This window comes from Roseovarius atlanticus, from assembly GCF_001441615.1.
In the GTDB taxonomy this organism is placed as follows: Bacteria; Pseudomonadota; Alphaproteobacteria; order Rhodobacterales; family Rhodobacteraceae; genus Roseovarius; species Roseovarius atlanticus.
The window spans coordinates 1-16,336 of record NZ_LAXJ01000010.1 but is presented as its reverse complement, the minus strand read 5'-3'; the positions used below and the strand labels follow the sequence as shown (position 1 = coordinate 16,336).

At 65.2% G+C, this 16,336-nt stretch carries 20 protein-coding genes; 14 read left to right on the top strand and 6 right to left on the bottom strand.

Annotation, left to right across the window (positions count from 1 at the left end):
• Positions 1–139: 139 nt before the first annotated feature.
• Positions 140–1,111: an SH3 domain-containing protein gene (locus tag XM53_RS11445; protein WP_057793413.1), complete on the top strand. Its 972-nt coding sequence runs from the start codon at positions 140–142 to the stop codon at positions 1,109–1,111.
• A 76-nt stretch (positions 1,112–1,187) separates the two neighbouring features.
• On the top strand, positions 1,188–1,937 hold the full coding sequence (locus XM53_RS11440; RefSeq protein WP_057793411.1) for a sulfotransferase-like domain-containing protein: 750 nt from the start codon (positions 1,188–1,190) through the stop codon (positions 1,935–1,937).
• 58 nt (positions 1,938–1,995) lie between these two features.
• Here XM53_RS11440 and XM53_RS11435 read toward each other — a convergent pair whose 3' ends face one another.
• Positions 1,996–2,490: a hypothetical protein gene (locus tag XM53_RS11435; protein WP_057793742.1), complete on the bottom strand. Its 495-nt coding sequence runs from the start codon at positions 2,488–2,490 to the stop codon at positions 1,996–1,998.
• A 95-nt stretch (positions 2,491–2,585) separates the two neighbouring features.
• Between XM53_RS11435 and XM53_RS11430 the strand changes: the two genes are divergently transcribed.
• Together XM53_RS11430 and XM53_RS11425 are read left to right on the top strand one after the other, a co-directional pair.
• Entirely contained in the window at positions 2,586–3,356 is a 771-nt protein-coding gene (locus XM53_RS11430) for a DUF1353 domain-containing protein (protein WP_057793409.1), read from the top strand.
• Between the two features lie 40 nt (positions 3,357–3,396).
• Entirely contained in the window at positions 3,397–3,714 is a 318-nt protein-coding gene (locus tag XM53_RS11425; protein WP_057793407.1) for an antibiotic biosynthesis monooxygenase family protein, read from the top strand.
• 46 nt (positions 3,715–3,760) lie between these two features.
• On the opposite strand, the gene XM53_RS11420 is transcribed toward XM53_RS11425, so the two are convergent.
• The 3 genes from XM53_RS11420 to XM53_RS11410 all read right to left on the bottom strand — a co-directional run bounded on the left by XM53_RS11420 (position 3,761) and on the right by XM53_RS11410 (position 6,852).
• On the bottom strand, positions 3,761–3,955 hold the full coding sequence (locus XM53_RS11420) for an aspartate aminotransferase (protein ID WP_328586670.1): 195 nt from the start codon (positions 3,953–3,955) through the stop codon (positions 3,761–3,763).
• 94 nt (positions 3,956–4,049) lie between these two features.
• Positions 4,050–6,248: an excinuclease ABC subunit UvrB gene (uvrB, locus tag XM53_RS11415; RefSeq protein WP_057793403.1), complete on the bottom strand. Its 2,199-nt coding sequence runs from the start codon at positions 6,246–6,248 to the stop codon at positions 4,050–4,052.
• Between the two features lie 73 nt (positions 6,249–6,321).
• Positions 6,322–6,852, bottom strand: coding sequence for a superoxide dismutase family protein (locus XM53_RS11410; RefSeq protein WP_057793401.1), 531 nt, complete (start codon positions 6,850–6,852; stop codon positions 6,322–6,324).
• Between the two features lie 137 nt (positions 6,853–6,989).
• Between XM53_RS11410 and XM53_RS11405 the strand changes: the two genes are divergently transcribed.
• The 9 genes from XM53_RS11405 to queF all read left to right on the top strand — a co-directional run bounded on the left by XM53_RS11405 (position 6,990) and on the right by queF (position 13,632).
• Entirely contained in the window at positions 6,990–7,301 is a 312-nt protein-coding gene (locus XM53_RS11405; RefSeq protein ID WP_057793398.1) for an ETC complex I subunit, read from the top strand.
• 18 nt (positions 7,302–7,319) lie between these two features.
• On the top strand, positions 7,320–8,132 hold the full coding sequence (locus tag XM53_RS11400) for a hypothetical protein (protein ID WP_057793396.1): 813 nt from the start codon (positions 7,320–7,322) through the stop codon (positions 8,130–8,132).
• A gap of 149 nt (positions 8,133–8,281) precedes the next feature.
• Positions 8,282–8,920 carry a DUF1007 family protein gene (locus tag XM53_RS11395; protein ID WP_057793394.1) on the top strand — a complete coding sequence of 213 codons (639 nt, stop codon included), beginning with the start codon at positions 8,282–8,284 and terminating at the stop codon, positions 8,918–8,920.
• A complete protein-coding gene (locus XM53_RS11390; RefSeq protein ID WP_057793393.1) occupies positions 8,905–9,819 on the top strand; it encodes a nickel/cobalt transporter in 915 nt (304 codons plus the stop codon). The genes XM53_RS11395 and XM53_RS11390 overlap by 16 nt, the downstream gene beginning before the upstream one ends.
• 113 nt (positions 9,820–9,932) lie before the next feature.
• Positions 9,933–11,321 (top strand): MATE family efflux transporter, encoded by a 1,389-nt coding sequence (locus tag XM53_RS11385; RefSeq protein ID WP_057793391.1) that lies wholly within the window; start codon positions 9,933–9,935, stop codon positions 11,319–11,321.
• 49 nt (positions 11,322–11,370) lie between these two features.
• On the top strand, positions 11,371–12,063 hold the full coding sequence (queC, locus tag XM53_RS11380) for a 7-cyano-7-deazaguanine synthase QueC (RefSeq protein ID WP_057793389.1): 693 nt from the start codon (positions 11,371–11,373) through the stop codon (positions 12,061–12,063).
• A complete protein-coding gene (locus XM53_RS11375; RefSeq protein ID WP_057793387.1) occupies positions 12,063–12,431 on the top strand; it encodes a 6-pyruvoyl trahydropterin synthase family protein in 369 nt (122 codons plus the stop codon). Before queC ends, XM53_RS11375 begins: the two co-directional genes overlap by 1 nt.
• Positions 12,422–13,156, top strand: a complete 735-nt coding sequence (queE, locus tag XM53_RS11370) for a 7-carboxy-7-deazaguanine synthase QueE (RefSeq protein WP_057793385.1) — start codon at positions 12,422–12,424, stop codon at positions 13,154–13,156. Before XM53_RS11375 ends, queE begins: the two co-directional genes overlap by 10 nt.
• An 11-nt stretch (positions 13,157–13,167) precedes the next feature.
• Positions 13,168–13,632 carry a preQ(1) synthase gene (gene queF, locus XM53_RS11365; RefSeq protein WP_057793383.1) on the top strand — a complete coding sequence of 155 codons (465 nt, stop codon included), beginning with the start codon at positions 13,168–13,170 and terminating at the stop codon, positions 13,630–13,632.
• 67 nt (positions 13,633–13,699) lie between these two features.
• Here the strand turns inward: queF and XM53_RS11360 are convergent, their stop codons facing one another.
• Entirely contained in the window at positions 13,700–13,963 is a 264-nt protein-coding gene (locus tag XM53_RS11360) for a glycine zipper 2TM domain-containing protein (RefSeq protein ID WP_057793381.1), read from the bottom strand.
• Between the two features lie 57 nt (positions 13,964–14,020).
• Positions 14,021–15,115: a DMT family transporter gene (locus tag XM53_RS11355; RefSeq protein ID WP_082630974.1), complete on the bottom strand. Its 1,095-nt coding sequence runs from the start codon at positions 15,113–15,115 to the stop codon at positions 14,021–14,023.
• A 180-nt stretch (positions 15,116–15,295) separates the two neighbouring features.
• Here XM53_RS11355 and XM53_RS11350 point away from each other — a divergent pair, with 180 nt between their 5' ends.
• Complete coding sequence (locus XM53_RS11350; protein ID WP_057793379.1) at positions 15,296–16,174, top strand: DMT family transporter; 879 nt, start codon at positions 15,296–15,298, stop codon at positions 16,172–16,174.
• The last annotated feature ends 162 nt before the right edge of the window (positions 16,175–16,336 follow it).

Sequence of the window (16,336 nt, the reverse complement as noted above, 5' to 3'; positions counted from 1 at the left end):
TACTGCGGGCGGGCATATCTGTGATAGAGTGCAAGGGCACGCGGTCTGGCGTGCGGGCTCTGCACCTTTTCGGTTTGGGTAATTTGTAGATATTAATCAGGGTCTTGTGTTGTGAATTGCAAGCATGGGAATGATACTGATGAATACCAAGGGTCTTTTACTTGCCGTCGCGTTGACATGCGGCGCGCCCGTCACGCCGATGGCGCAGGATGATGTGCGAACCGAAACGGTCCGTTTCGCCGCAGGCACCAGTGGCACGACGATCACCGACAGGATCACCGGCTATGAAAGCGTGCTTTACACACTGGGCGCAGAGGCGGGACAGCGGATGCAGGTGCGGCTGGAGCCGTCGAACCTGGCCAGCTATTTCAATGTCTATGCCCCCGGCAAGGGACCGGGGGACGAGGCGCTGGCCAATGCCGGCACGATGGGCGAGATGGTGCCGGATTTGAACCGGTTCGACGGGGTGCTGCCCGCGTCCGGGACCTACACGATTTCGGTCTACATGATGCGAAGTGCCGCGCGCCGCGAGGAAGTGTCGGACTACAGCCTGACAATAAGCATCGAGGGCGCGACCGGCGACACGGTGCAGAACGACTACGCGGACGGGCTGCAAGGGGGGCCGGACTTTTATCGCGTGGCGACCTCGGGCGGTGGTGTGCTGAACCTGCGCGCCGAGCCTTCGGGCGGTGCAGCCGTGGTGACGACGCTGAGCAACGGGCAGAACGTCCGCAATCTAGGCTGCCGCATGGAAGAGGCGCGCCGCTGGTGCCGGGTGGCCACGCTGGCCGATCCGGGGTTCGAAGGATGGGCGGCGGGCGATTACCTGGTGGAGGGCAGTAACGATCCCGCTGCCGGCACGACCGGGGCGACGAGCGGCGCGGCTGCGCAGAGCACCGAGATGCCGGATGCCGCCGAGCAGGCGTGCCTGCGGGCCGTGACCGAGGAAACCAGCAACCCGGACGTGGTCCTGCTGAGCTCGTCGTTCTCCGAGGCCGGCACCGAGGTGATCGTGGGCGTGGGAGCGGGGCAGGCGCCGTGGCGGTGCATCGCCTATCGTGACGGGTCGACCACGCGGCCCATGTCGCTGACTGACGAGGGCTCGCTTTAGCGGGAAATGTCGACGTGACAAAGGCCTAGCAACTCCGCCGCGCGCTTTGTAGGGTCCGCCGCAGGAGGGCCACTCTATGCACAAGATCATCGCGCTTTGGGCGCATCCCCGGTCGATGTCCACGGCGACGGAGCGGATCATGCGCGAGCGCGGCGATCTGGATGTGCTGCACGAGCCGTTCATGTACGACTATTACGTGGGCCAGGGCCGGGATTTTCCGGGGTTCGAGCCGGTGCCGGGGCATCCGACAACCTATGACGGCATCTGCGACATGCTGCGCGAGAAGGCCGAGCATGGCCCGGTCTTTTTCAAGGACATGGCGTTTTACGTTGTGCCCCGTATGCTGGACGACCCCGAGATGCTGCGCCGGATCACCCATGTATTCCTCGTGCGCCCGCCGATGGCGTCGCTTTTGAGCTATCACAAGCTGGACCCGGATTTCACGCGCGAGGAAGTCGGGATCGAGGCGCAATGGAAGCTGTACGAGGTGGCCGAGGATGCAGGCCTGTCGCCCGTGGTGATCGAGGCCGAGGCGGTACGGGCCGACCCCAAGGGGATCATGCGCGCGCTTTGGGCGCGGATCGGGCTGGACTATACCGAGGCCGCGTTCAACTGGCAGGCCCCGCCCAAGGAATGGGAGCATGTCAGCGCCTGGCACGAGGAGGCCAGCACGTCATCGGGCATTCGCACGGCGGACCCCGAGGAGATGTTGCGCAAGGAAATGGAGTTCGAGGCGCTGGTCGAGGAGGCGCCGCATTTGCAGGACTACCTGACGCATCACGCACCCTATTTCCGGAAACTGTCAGAGCGGGCGCTGCGGGTTTGAACGTAACCGCCCGCCCCGGAGAACCGGCGCGGGCGGAAACAGTGAGCGGTGTGGTCTGTTACTGCATCTTCTCGGCGATATTGTTTGCGAACGCGCCGACCATTGCGGTGTAGAACTCCGTGCTGCCGGGGGCGAGCAGCATGATGTCCGAGCCCGCCGGCAGCAGGACCGCGGCCTGCTCGGCGCTGACGGTCAGGTTGTAGGCTTCGTCATACTGGTCGCCGGGGCGTTCGATCACGACGTCGCCGGAAATCCTAGAGTCGGCGAGGTCTGCGACGCTCTCGAAGGACGAGGCCAGTTCGACCGAGGTGATGTCGATCATGATCTGGGCACCATCCTCGCCGTCAGCGGCGATCTGGTCCGAGAGTTGCACGGCCAGCGCGCTTTCCAGGTCGGTGGGCAGGTTCGCCCAGACGCTGGCGGCGGTGGCGTTCTGGATGGAACTCAGGTCTGCCTCGACGGAAATGTCCGAGACGGCGGTTTCAGCGGCGGTCGCGGCGAGCGGCAGGGAAAGCAAGGCTGCCACCGCGGTGGTTTTGAGAAACGATTTCATCATGTTACTCCTTTTTTGCCGACCGTCGGGCGGCCCCGTGGCGCACCCCTTGTGGCGGTCGGCGAGATAACCTCGAGCGGGGCGGGAAGGTTCCGATGCATTTGGGAGATCGGCGGAAACGTGCCAAGGTGAACGCGCGCGACGGTTGGAACGAGGGCGGCAACATGCGGTGGCAGGCTTTGGGTGTCTTGGCATTGACGGGCCTTGCGGCCTGTGCCGAGGTGGATTTCGAGGACGCCCGGCCCGGCGAATTCGAGGGCGCGGTGTCGGTCTATTGGCTGGAACAGAGCACGTCTGCATCCGGCAGCGGCGGGCGGTTCGTCTATGTCCCGGTGCCGGGGTTCGAATTGCGGTTCATCCGGCCCGAGGGGGAGGTGCCGCGTGTCATTGCTCCCGGCGTGATGTATACCGATGGCGGCTCGGTGCCGCGGGTGGCGCAGGCGTTCCGGGGGTTTTCCCCGTGGAGCTATGGGCCGGTCTATATCGTGCATGACTGGCTGTTTGCCGCGCGCCGCTGTGTCGAGGACCCGGAGGCGACGCCGGAACAGTTGAAAACCCGCGACATGCGCTTTCAGGAGACGGTGGATATCTTCGTCGAGACGCTGAAGACGCTGGAACGTGACCGGCGGATCGTGGCGCGGGATTTCAGCCAGGAGACGGTGGCCAGCGCCATCGCGGGGCCGATTTCGCGCAACCTGTGGGCGCGGACGGATGCGTGCGACGAGAACAGGCTGTCGGAGCGAGACCAGGCGGTGGTGGACCGGATCCTGCAGCAGCAGAAGACGCTGCGGACGGCCCGCGTGCCGGGGCAGGAGCAGGTGATCGACGGCGTGCGGGTGCGGCTGGTGGATACGATCTCGTTTTGAGGCGGGGCTATGCTAGGCTTTACGCGAGGAGGAATCGCCCATGTTGAAGATCGAGGCCGGGGCCACGTGCCAGACCGTCGTCACCACGTTCGAATGCTCGCCGGGCACCTGCGCGGACCTGCTGGAGGCGCTGGAGGCGGCCTATGCAGAGTTCATCTCGAAACAGGCGGGGTTCATCGCCGCCGCGCTGCATGTGAACGACGCGCAGACGCGGATCGCCAACTACTCGCAATGGGAACGGCGGGAGGATTTCCAGGCGATGCTGCGGAGTGACGAGATGCGGCGGCGGAACCGGGAATTCGCGGGTATGTGCTCGCGGTTCGAGCCGGTGATGTACGAGGTGGCGGGGGTGTTTTGAGGGAACGGAGAACGAAATCTTGAAAAGATTTCGATACGCTTTCTTTTCAAGAAAGCGGCTCGTCACGTGCAATCCAACGGACAGGCGCGCGGTTGCAGAAAATCACGATCTGCCCTGCATTTTCAGCGACCTGGAAGCCGCGCCTGTCAATCTCGCTCAGGAATCTATCCATGCCTGCGAACCGCTCGATGTCGCGTGCCTTGCGTCTGATGACTCCGCCCTGCTGGACGGCTTTCGACATGAATAGGTCGCGAAGCCAGTTGTCGGGTGAAAGAGGAGAGTTTAGATTCTGCATAACGCCAGTTTTGCATGCCTTGGTTAAGCAGACGTAAAATTCACCGCTTCTTCCTTTTCACATTCCCACCCCGCTGCCCCGGCCGACCCGCCGTCGACCGCCCCCGTGACTTCGTGGCAGCATCTGACGCCGCCTCGACCGCCGATTGACGCGCCAGGGGGTCGTCGTGGACGGCGAGGTCGACGGCCTCGAGGCGTTTGACCTCGTCGCGCAGGCGGGCGGCTTCTTCGAATTCGAGGTTTTCGGCGGCCTTGCGCATCTCGGTGCGCAACCCGTCGAGATGGGCCTGAAGGTTGGCGCCGATCAGGGGCTTGTCGACCTTGGCCGTGACGCGGTTCATGTCGACGTCGCCCTTGTAGAGGCCTTGCAGGATATCCTCGACATTTTTCCTGATTGTTTCGGGGGTTATGCCGTGTTCTTCATTATAGGCGATCTGCTTTTCGCGGCGGCGGTTGGTCTCTCCGATGGCGCGTTCCATGCTGCCGGTCATGCGGTCGGCGTACATGATCACGCGGCCCTCGGCGTTGCGCGCGGCGCGGCCGATGGTCTGGATCAGCGAGGTCTCGGAGCGCAGGAAGCCTTCCTTGTCGGCGTCCAGAATGGCGACGAGGCCGCATTCGGGGATATCCAGCCCCTCGCGCAAGAGGTTGATGCCGATCAGAACGTCGAAGGCGCCGAGACGCAGGTCGCGAAGAATCTCAATCCTTTCAATGGTGTCGATGTCGGAGTGCATGTAGCGCACGCGGATGCCCTGTTCGTGCAGGTACTCGGTCAGGTCCTCGGCCATGCGCTTGGTAAGGGTGGTCACAAGCGTGCGATAGCCGGCCTGTGAGACCTTGCGCACCTCATCCAGCAGGTCATCGACCTGCATCTCGACCGGGCGAATTTCGACCTGCGGATCCAAGAGGCCGGTGGGGCGGATCACCTGTTCGGTGAAGACGCCGCCGGTCTGCTCGATCTCCCACTTTGCCGGGGTGGCGGAGACGAAGACCGATTGCGGGCGCATGGCGTCCCATTCCTCGAACTTCAGGGGGCGGTTGTCCATGCAACTGGGCAGGCGGAAGCCGTGTTCGGCGAGCGTGAACTTGCGGCGGTAGTCGCCCTTGTACATGCCGCCGATCTGCGGGACGGAGACGTGGGATTCGTCGGCAAAAACAATGGCATTGTCGGGGATGAATTCGAAGAGCGTGGGGGGCGGTTCGCCCGGGGCGCGGCCCGTGAGGTAACGCGAGTAGTTCTCGATGCCGTTGCAGACGCCGGTCGCCTCGAGCATTTCGAGGTCGAAATTGGTGCGTTGTTCGAGACGTTGAGCCTCGAGCAGTTTACCTTCGCCGACCAGCTGGTCGAGGCGGGTGCGCAGCTCTTTCTTGATGCCGATGATGGCCTGCTGCATCGTCGGCTTGGGCGTCACGTAGTGGGAATTGGCATAGACGCGGATCTGGTCGAAGGATCCGGTTTTCTCACCCGTCAGGGGATCGAATTCGGTAATGGATTCAAGCTCCTCTCCGAAGAAGCTCAACTTCCAGGCGCGGTCTTCAAGGTGGGCGGGGAAAATCTCCAGACTGTCGCCGCGCACGCGGAACGAGCCGCGCTGGAAGGCCTGGTCGTTGCGGCGGTATTGCTGGGCGACGAGATCGGCCATGACGGCGCGCTGGTCATAGTCGGAGCCTACCTTGAGGTCCTGCGTCATGGCGCCGTAGGTCTCGACCGAGCCGATGCCGTAGATGCAGGAGACCGAGGCCACGATGATCACGTCGTCACGTTCCAAGAGCGCGCGGGTGGCGGAGTGGCGCATCCGGTCGATCTGTTCGTTGATCTGGGATTCCTTCTCGATATAAGTGTCCGAGCGCGGCACGTAGGCCTCGGGCTGGTAGTAGTCGTAATAGCTGACGAAATACTCGACGGCGTTGTTGGGGAAGAAATTCTTGAACTCGCCGTAAAGCTGGGCCGCGAGGGTCTTGTTGGGGGCGAGGATGATGGCGGGGCGCTGGGTTTCCTCGATCACCTTGGCCATGGTGTAGGTCTTGCCGGTGCCGGTGGCGCCCAGAAGGACCTGGTCCCGCTCGCCGTCGTTGACACCCGCCGACAGCTCGGCAATCGCCGTGGGCTGGTCGCCGGCGGGCAAGAACTCGGTCACCATCTCGAACCGCTTGCCACCCTCCAGCTTTTCGCGGGACTTTACGTCCGGGGCGGGGGCGTGCAGCATCGGCGCGGTCTTGTCGGAGTGGGCATAGGGCATGAACGAAGGTCCTTTCGTTAACGCCCCATACTTGATGTGTCGGCAGGGCAGTTCAACCCCGGCTTGGGGGGCGTCAGCTGGCGGGCTCGAAAACGCCACAGGCGATCCGCGCGCCGGCATCGCCCGCAGGCTGGGACTCGTAATCGTCCGCACCTGAATGCACGATGAACGCGGCCCCGTCGTCGTCCGTCAGATGATCGGCCGTCAGCCGTTCATTGAAGTGGGTGACCACAAGTTTTTCATCGCTGCCCACTTCGGCATTGGGCAGATCGCCCGGGTGCGGGCCGCCTTCGACCGAAACACCGTGCTTGGCGTCGCCGGCAACATGCCCGCCGGCGGATTTGAAATCGGACGCCGAACAATCGCCGGTCTCGTGGATATGAATGCCGTGGGGTCCGGCGGGCACGCCTTCGAGATCGACGCTGACGCGCATGACGCCCGACGCGGTGGGGGTGATCCGCACGGTGCCGGTGATCGCGTCCTCCGAGCCTTCGACCTGGGCCGCGAAGCCCTTGTCCTGATCGGCGTCGGCAAGAGCCGGGGCGGTGGCAAGCGCGGTTGCCGCCGCGAAGAAAGCGGTGTGCGCGAGGGGGTGAAATCGCATGTCTGTCCTCCTGAGTTCACGTAGGTTGAAAACGAGTGGCGACAGGGCCGAGTTCCATCGCGCGGCGCGGCGCATTTGCGGCCTTGCCGCGCGAGGCGGATTTTGGGATAACGGCCGCGCAATTCAGGAGACACGCCATGCCAGCACGCATCTACCAGCCCGCGCGGACAGCCACCCAATCGGGCCAGGGCAACACCAACACCTGGGTGCTGGAGCATGTGAACGAGACCGGGCGCGACGTGGATCCATTGATGGGCTGGACCAGTTCGTCGGATACGCAGGCGCAGGTGCGGTTGCGGTTTTCCAGCAAGGAGGCGGCGCTGGAATACGCCAAGGAGCACGGCATCGACGTGGTCGTGGCCGAGCCGCACAAGCGCAAGCCCAACATCCGCAAGGGCGGCTATGGCGAGAATTTCGCCACAAACCGGCGGGGCGCCTGGACGCACTGAGGTGCGGGCGCATGGCGCGTGGATGAAAGCCCCTACACGGCAGAGCTGACGCGGGCGGTGGAGGCCGCCTATGACGCGTTCGGGCGCGGGCATTTGAGTGGCCAGCTTGAAGTTTGCCTGTGCCCCGTCTGCATGACCGAAGACGCGCGGGCCGGGATCGTGGCCACACGCAACGACCGGCTGAGCGTGGCGCAGATCTGCGATTACTCGAACTCGGCGCACGGGGTGCCGCGGGATCTGGACGATCTGAAGCTGTTGCTGCCGCGATACCTGGATCTCATGGCCGGCGACGAGTTGGTGGATGACATGGGGGGCGGCACCGAGCTTTTGCGGTTCGGCGATGCGGTGCGGACGCATCCGGAGCTATTCTCGCCCGCCGAGCGGCGCGTTCTGGACGACTGGTCACGGGCGATGATGTGGCATTTCGCCTGGGCCGACACTACCGAGGACGGGGCGGTCTATGCGCCGCCGGCGCTGTTGGAGACGTTGCTGTGCGGAGGGTGGCCGCTGGCGGTATTGACCGGCGCGCTGGAGGACATCTTCGCCGATCCGAAGCTTGGGCCGAACAGCCTGTCGGTGCTGGCGGGCGCAGTGATGGGCCGGGCGCGGCGCAAGCATGGGCGGCTGGCGCCGGACTGGTTCGCGCTGCGCTACTGCGGCGAGGCCGAGCGTGCGGGGTTGATCGCGTGGCTGAACGCCGTGGCCGGGTCGGACAGGGTTCTGGACCTTGCGACCGGGCAGGCCGAGACGGCGCTGTGGGTACAGAGCTTTGCCGCGGCCGCGGGACAGTTCGATGCGGCGCTGCTGCCCGCGCGGGACAGGCCGGCGTAGAGGCGTGGCGCGTTCAGATGCACCACGTATGACGCCGGTGCCATTTCCTGGGCAGGAAATGGGCCGGAGAATGCGCATTTTCCGGTGGCGCACGGTGGCGGCTTTCAGTGCTCTTGCCGTGGGGGCGGCAAGAGCCTAGACCTTGGCGCATGTGGCGCTGTCTGACATTTCTGTGCGGCCTGATCGTAGCGCCTGCGGCGCAGGCGCATCCGCATGTGTTCGTCGACGTGACCTTGACGTTGGAGACCGACGCCGAGGGGCGCGTCGACGGGGTCGAGGTGACGTGGGTTTACGACCCGCTGTTCACCATGCTGGTGCTGAGCGACCGGGGGCTGGATTCCGACGCCGACCTGAGCCTGACGGACGACGAAAAGGCGGCGCTGCTGGGGTTCGACTTGCAGGACTGGCCCGAAGGGTTCGACGGCGCCTTGTTTGCCTATGACGAGGATGGCGCGGTGACGCTGGGCCCGGCGGAGGCGCTGTCGGTCGGGATGCGGGACGGGGCGCTGGTGACGCGGCATCGCAGGCCGGTCGCGGCGCTGGAGATCGGTGCAGGCGAGGTGCTGCGACTGGAGCCATATGACCCCTATTATTACGCGGCGTTGAGCCTCGTGCAGATGGACGGCCTGCCCGAGGGCTGCGCGGCGCGGATCGTGCCGCCGGACAAGGAGGCCGCCGATGCGCGGGTGGCCGAGATGGGCAACAGCGACGACGAGATGTTCTTCGAGGAGGCGAAGGTGGGTGTCCACTATGCCTTTAGTGCCGAGGTGACATGCGTGGGGTCGTGACGGGGCTGGGCCTTGCGGTGGTGGCGCTGGCGATCTGGCTGTGGGGCTTTGGCGGGGCCGGGGACGTGCAGGCCTGGGCGCTGGAGGGCCAGCGCGAGGTGCAGCAGGCGATGGCGGGCTATCTGCAAAGGCTGCGGGCCGGTGAGTCCGGGGCGCTGGTGGGCCTGTGGGGCATCTGCTTTGCCTACGGGTTCTTTCATGCGGCGGGGCCGGGGCATGGTAAGCTGTTGATCGGCGGCTATGGCGTGGGCCGCGCGGTGCCCGTCAAGCGGCTGGTCGGTCTGGCGCTGGCATCGAGCCTGGCGCAGGCGGCGGCGGCGGTGCTGCTGGTCTATGGGGGGCTTTACGCGCTGGGGCTGGGGCGCGAGGCGGTTACGGGGCTGGCGGACAGGACTCTGGCGGCGGTGAGCTATGGCGCGATTGCGCTGGTGGGCGTTTGGCTGGTGCTGCGCGGGGCGATGAAGCTGTGGCGGGCGCGGGGGCATGGCCAAGGGCATCACCACGACCAGTCCCACGATCACGGTGACGGCGTCTGTTCGGATTGCGGGCATCGACATGGGCCGAGTGCGGAGGAAGCGGCGTCGGTGCACAGCTGGCGCGAGGCGGTCGCGCTGGTGGGCGCGGTGGCGATCCGGCCCTGCACCGGGGCGCTGTTCCTGCTGATCCTGACATGGCGCTTCGGGATCGACCTGGCGGGCATCGCCGGCGCGTTCATCATGGGTCTGGGCACGGCCAGCGTGACCATGGTGGTGGCGGTGGCCGCTGTCAGTCTGCGGACAGGCGTGCTGGCGCGGCTGGCCACGGGCGGGACGGGGGCGACGGCGCTGCCGGTGATCGAGATCGCTGCGGGCGTGCTGATCGCCGTGGTGTCGCTGCAACTGGTGGCGGCGGTGCTGTAAGCGCCGCTGCGCCATGAGTATTTTCGGCAAGAAAAAGGGGGGCGGTGCGCGGAACGTGGCGGGCCGGTCGAAAGGGGTTTTGCCGGGCCGGGAAAGCCTCTAATGGCTGTGCCATGAGCGGGGGGATGACATATCGCGAGCACGGGCGCGCCGCGCTGAAGCTGGGGCTGCCGCTGGTGGGCAGTCACCTGGCGCAGATGGCGATCACGCTGACCGACGCGCTGATGCTGGGCTGGTACTCGGTCGAGGCGCTGGCGGCAGAGGTGCTGGGCGGGACGCTGTTTTTCGTGCTGTTCATTTTCGGATCGGGCTTTGCCTGGGCGGTGATGCCGCTGGTGGCGGCGGCGCAGGGCGCGGGGGATGAAACGCAGGTGCGGCGGGTGACGCGGATGGGCGGCTGGGCCTCGGTGCTGTTCGCGGTCTGCGCCTTGCCGGTGATGATCTGGTCCGGGCCGCTGTTCCTGCTGGCAGGGCAGGAGGCGGGGACGGCGGCGCTGGCCGGAGACTATGCCGAGATCGTGGGATTTGCGCTGTTCCCGGCCTTGCTGGTGATGGTGCTGAAATCGCATCTGGCGGCGCTGGAGCGGACGCAGGTTGTGCTGTGGGTCACGGTGGGGGCCGTGGGGCTGAACGTATTGGTGAACTACGCGCTGATTTTCGGAAATTGGGGCGCGCCGGAGTTGGGTGTGCGCGGGGCCGCCATCGCCTCGCTGGTGGTGACCAGTGCCAGTTTCGTGGCGCTGGCGGTCTATGCCGCCAAGGTGACGCCTGAGCATGCGCTTTTCCGCCGCGTGTGGCGCCCGGATTGGGAGGCGTTCGGGCAGGTGTTCCGGCTGGGCTGGCCCATCGGGATGACGAGCCTTGCGGAGGTGAGCCTGTTCGCCGCGTCGACGGTGATGATGGGCTGGCTGGGAACGATCGCCCTGGCGGCGCACGGGATCGCGCTGCAAGTCAGCTCGGTGACGTTCATGGTGCATCTGGGGCTAAGCAACGCGGCGACGATCCGGGCCGGGAACGCGTTCGGGCGCGGCGACGGGCCGGGGCTGCGGGACGGGGCGAAGGTGGTGCTGGCGCTGTCGGGCGTGTTTGCGGCGGTGACGGTGGTGCTGTTCCTGGTGCTGCCCGAACCGATGATCGCGGCGTTCCTGAACCCCGATGAGCCGGACCGCGCGGCGGTGATAGCCGTGGGCGTGGGCCTGTTGGCGGCGGCGGCGCTGTTTCAGCTGGTGGACGCGGCGCAGGTGATGGCGCTGGGGCTGCTGCGCGGCGTGCAGGACACGCGGGTGCCGATGTGGATCGCTGCGGTCAGCTATTGGGTCGTCGGCGTGCCGGTCAGTTACGCCATGGGGTTCTGGCTGGGCTGGGGCGGCGTGGGCATCTGGCTGGGGCTGGCCGTGGGGCTGGCGCTGGCGGGCGTCTTTCTGCTGTGGCGGTTCTGGTGGTGGTCGGGCCGGAACGTGGCGGCGCGGGTCTTGCAAGAAGGTGCCGAACCCGCTAGGTGAGCGCCCTGCGGTCGCAGCCTACCCGCGTTAAAAAACAAGGACCAAATCTATGGATACGATCGTGATCTGCTCTGGCGGGCTTGATTCCGTGTCGCTGGCCCACAAAGTCGCGGGCGAGGGCACGTTAAGGGGGCTTTTGTCCTTCGACTATGGCCAACGGCATGTGAAGGAAGTGGAATTTGCCGCGGCCTGTGCCAAGCGGCTGGGTGTGCCGCACAAGATCGTGGATATCTCGGGCGTGGGTGCGGCGCTGAGTGGTTCGGCGCTGACTGACGATGTCGAGGTGCCGGACGGTCATTACGCGGAAGAGACGATGAAGATCACCATCGTGCCCAACCGCAACGCGATCATGCTGACGATTGCCTTTGGCATGGCCGCCGCCGAGAAGGCCGACGCGGTGGCGGCGGCGGTGCATGGCGGGGATCATTTCATATATCCCGATTGCCGGCCCGGCTTTGTCGAGGCGTTCCAGGCAATGCAGGATAAGGCGCTGGAGGGCGTGGCGGAGGTGCGGCTTTACACGCCGTTCCTGACCGGGTCGAAGGCGGATATCGTGACCGAAGGTGCGAAGTGGGGAACGCCCTTTGCCGAGACATGGTCGTGCTACAAGGGCGGGGACGTGCATTGCGGGCGCTGCGGCACTTGTGTCGAGCGGCGCGAGGCGTTTCACTTGGCGGGGGTCGATGACCCGACCGACTATGTTGATGCGCAGTTCTGGAAAGCGGCGACGGGGGTGGCGTGATGTACACGATCACCAAGGAGTTCCACTTTTCCGCGTCGCACCAGTTGCACGGATTGCCCGAGGACCATCAATGCGCGCGGCTGCATGGGCATAACTATGTGGTCGTGATCGAATTGCGCGCCGAGGCGCTGAATGGGCATGGGTTCGTGCGCGATTATCTCGATCTGGCGGAGTTCAAGCGATACATCGACGACACGCTGGATCACCGGCACCTGAACGACGTGCTGGGGGATGATTGCGTGACGGCCGAGCGGCTTGCCAGGCATTTCCACGACTGGTGTCGGGAGCGCTGGCCCGAGGTGACGGCGGCGAAGGTGAGCGAGACGCCGAAGACCTGGGCGGAGTACAGGCCGGTTTCATGGCCGTGAGCGAGAAACACCTGATCCGTGTGTCCGAGATTTTCGGGCCGACGATCCAGGGCGAGGGGGCCCTGATTGGTCAGCCGACGGTGTTCGTGCGCACCGGCGGCTGCGATTTCCGGTGCTCGTGGTGCGACAGTATGCACGCGGTGGACAACGAGTATCGCGACACGTGGAAACCGATGACGCCCGAAGCGATCATGGAGGAGGTGGCGCGCCTGTCGGGCGGCAAGCCGATCCTGATCACGCTGTCGGGCGGCAACCCGGCGATCCAGCCAATGGCGGAGCTGATCCGGCTGGGACAGGAACAGGGCTGTTATTTCGCCATGGAAACCCAAGGGTCGGTCGTGCGAGGCTGGTTCGAGGCGCTGGACATGCTGGTGCTGTCGCCCAAGCCGCCGTCGAGCGGGATGCTGACCGACTGGGGGCTGGTGGCCGAATGCGTGGAGGCAGGCCAGGGCACGCAGACGATTTTGAAGCTGGTTGTGTTCGACGAGGCGGATTTCGCCTATGCGCGCGAGGCCGCGGCAATGTTCCCGCAACTGCCCGTCTACCTGCAACCGGGCAACCATACGCCCCCGCCGCCCGATGACGATACGGCAGTCGTGGACCGCGAAGGTCTGGAGGCACGGATGCGCTGGTTGATCGACCGGGTGACCGAAGAGAAATGGTATGACGCCCGCGTGCTGCCGCAATTGCACGTGACCCTTTGGGGCAACATGCGCGGGGTCTGACGGAGGACGCAATGAGCGACGATATCTACAGCAATCTCAAGCAGTTGGGTGGCGCAACGAAAGTGCCTCAAAGTCCCGAGGAGGCCGAGCTGGAGCGGGTCGAGAACCCGCAGGCGGACGTGGCCTATAACGTGCGCTTCACCGCGCCCGAGTTCACGTCATTGTGTCCGATGACCGGGCAACCCGATTTCGCGCATCTGGTGATCGACTATGTGCCGGGCCGGTGGCTGGTGGAAAGCAAGTCGCTAAAGCTTTACCTGACAAGCTTTCGTAATCATGGCGCTTTTCACGAGGATTGCACCATTTCGATCGCGCGGCGTCTGGTGGAATTTCTTGCGCCGCAATGGCTGCGCATCGGGGGGTACTGGTATCCGCGCGGGGGGATTCCGATCGACGTCTTCTGGCAGACCGGCGAGATGCCGCAGGGGGTCTGGGTGCCGGATCAGGGCGTGCCGCCCTATCGCGGCCGGGGCTGAAACGAGAAACCCCACATTCTTCGTCCGAAGAATGTGGGGCGAGAAAATTCGCAGAATTTTCTGGCGCTTAGCAGGGGCGCGTCACGTAGCCGCCACGGCCGTCTGCATAGGCGCACTGGTTGGTGCGCTGGTTGCGGGCAATGAGCGCGCCGGCGGCGGCACCAGCTGCGGCGGTAACCACGGTCCAGCCGAGGTTAGCGTCGAAAGCTTGTGCGGCGACGGCACCTGCACCGGCCCCGATCAGAGCGCCTTGCTCTTCGTTGGTCAGCGTATCGCAGGCGGTCACGGTCAGAGCGGCTGCGGTCACAAGGGCTGTAATCTTGGTTTTCATGAGGTCCTCTTTCTTTTTGCTGTACCCTTAACGAGCTAGAGGCAATCTGGTTCCAAGTCAGATCACATGATTTTCATCCGCGTGAATTTGCGTAATCGGTACGGCTGTCGGCGGAAATACGCTTTCGCCGACCAGCGCGGGATCGTCGAGATGGCGCATCGCCCGCAGTTCCCGGTAGCCCAGATAAAGCCCGGAGCCGACGATCAGGCCCATGCCCCACAAGGTTGCCATCGGAGGCACCTCGTTCCAGACAATGTAGCCGAGCAGGGTGGCGATGGGCAGATAGCTGTAGTCGAAAGGGGCCACGAGACTGGCCGAGGCCACCTGGTAGGCGCGGGACAAGAAGATGTAGCCCAGCATCCCGGCGAGGCCCAGCAGAACGATCAGGGGCCATTCGCCGATGCCGGTTGCGGGAGGGCGCATGGCCAGGTGCGGATGCGCCGCGACCTGGGGCAGCACGAGGTTCACCAGAAATCCCATCGGCAGAATGAAGAGGCCGGCGAAAAACAGGGTGTGCAGGCCCAGCGTCAGCGAGGTTTCGCGATCACCGATCTTCCGGGCCAGCACCTGTCCCACGGCATAGAAGACCGCGCAGCCCAGCGGCAGCAGCGAGATCCATGACATCCCATCGGCCGTTGGGTTGATCGCGATGACGACACCGGCAAACCCCGCGACCAGGGCCACGATCCGGTGCCGTCCGATCCGTTCGCGCAGCCAGAGTGCGGCGAGCACCGCCACGATCAGTGGGGCGGAGAAGAAGATGGTCGATACCTCGGCCAGGCCCATGAACGGGAAGGCGGCGTAAAACAGCGCGAATCCCGTGGCAAAAAGCGCCCCGCGCAGCATGTGCACCGGCCAGAGCGGTGTCAGAAGCCGGTGCGGCCCCCCGAGACACAGGATGAGCGGCACCAGCACGGCGACGGAAATAAGCGAGCGGACGAACAGCAGTATCCAGATCGGATAGGTGTCGAGCAGTATCTTCATCAGCGCGTCCTGCCCGACGAAGAACAGCATGCCCAGCTCGACGCACAGAATGCCCTGCAGCGCATTCGAGGCAAGGTGCGGGCCCGCCGGGGACGAGGAGGGATGCGCGTCTGTCGAGATGGGACCGATCCACGTGTTGTTGTCTGAAGGCCGGGCGGGCCGTTCCATCAACCCTGCGGCCATTTCACGCGTGCGGTCTTGCCTGTTCGCGACGCGGTGTCGTTGACAGACTGGCGCGGCGGTTTGACTGGACGGATTAGGCGGTCGGATGCGGGCAGAAAAGGCTGTCCCTCGGGGCGCTCACGGCGCATAACGGGCGGCGGATCAACCCGAAGGACCCGTCCCCTCATGTCATCAGACCGCCCTGTCTGGCTGCGGCTTGCGCCGGTCATCTTTCTTTGCCTGTGGTCGGGCGGCTATGGCGTGGCCAAGGTCGGGCTTGGGTATGCCGCGCCGATGACGATCCTGGCGCTGCGCTTTGCGCTGGTGGTGGCGGCGATGGCTGTGCTGTGGGCGATGCTGCGCCCGCCCTTGCCGAAAACCCGGGCGGAATGGGGGCATCTGGCCATCGTGGGCCTGCTGATCCAGTCGGTCTATTTCGGGATGACGTATTACGCGCTGGAGTCGGGTGTTGCCGCGGGCACGGTGGCGCTGTTGATGACGTTGCAGCCGATCGCGGTAGGGCTAATCGCGCCGCGCTGGACGGGCGAGCGCGTCGGCTGGAGGCAGTGGTGCGGGCTGATCTTGGGATTGATCGGCGCGGGTGTGGTGATCGGCGCGCGTTCGGCGCTGGAGCCGCCGAGCGAGGTGGGCTTTGTCTTTGCGGTCATCGGGCTGGCGGGGATCGTCACCGCATCGCTTTGGGAAAAGCGGTTCGGGTTGCGGCATCACCCGGTCACCTCGAACCTTGTCGGCTATGCCGCCGGGCTGGTGGGGATATTGCCGTTGCTGGCCCTTCAAGAGGATCTGTCAATCGACTGGACCTGGCCTTTCGTGGGCGTGCTGTTCTACCTGGTGGTCGGCAATTCGCTGGTGGCGGTGGGACTCTTGCTGGCGATGATACGGGTGGGCGACGTGGCCAGAGTATCGGCGCTTTTTTTCCTCGTGCCACCGCTGGCCGCGGTGATCGCATGGGTCATGCTGGGTGAGGTGATGCCACCCCTGGCCTGGGTCGGCATGGCGCTGGCCGGCGTGGGTGTGGTGCTGGCGACGCGGAAGGCGGTCTAGGGTGGGTAAACCGAACGGAGTCGGAGCCTGCGGCACCGGCCCTCTGGGTGTCGAGGTGAGGTGGGCAGAATGCCCACCCCACGAGATCAGCCCCTGTTCATTCTGTTGTCGATGAGGTCGTCGACGACGTCGGGGTCTGCGAGGGTTGAGGTGTCGCCCAGG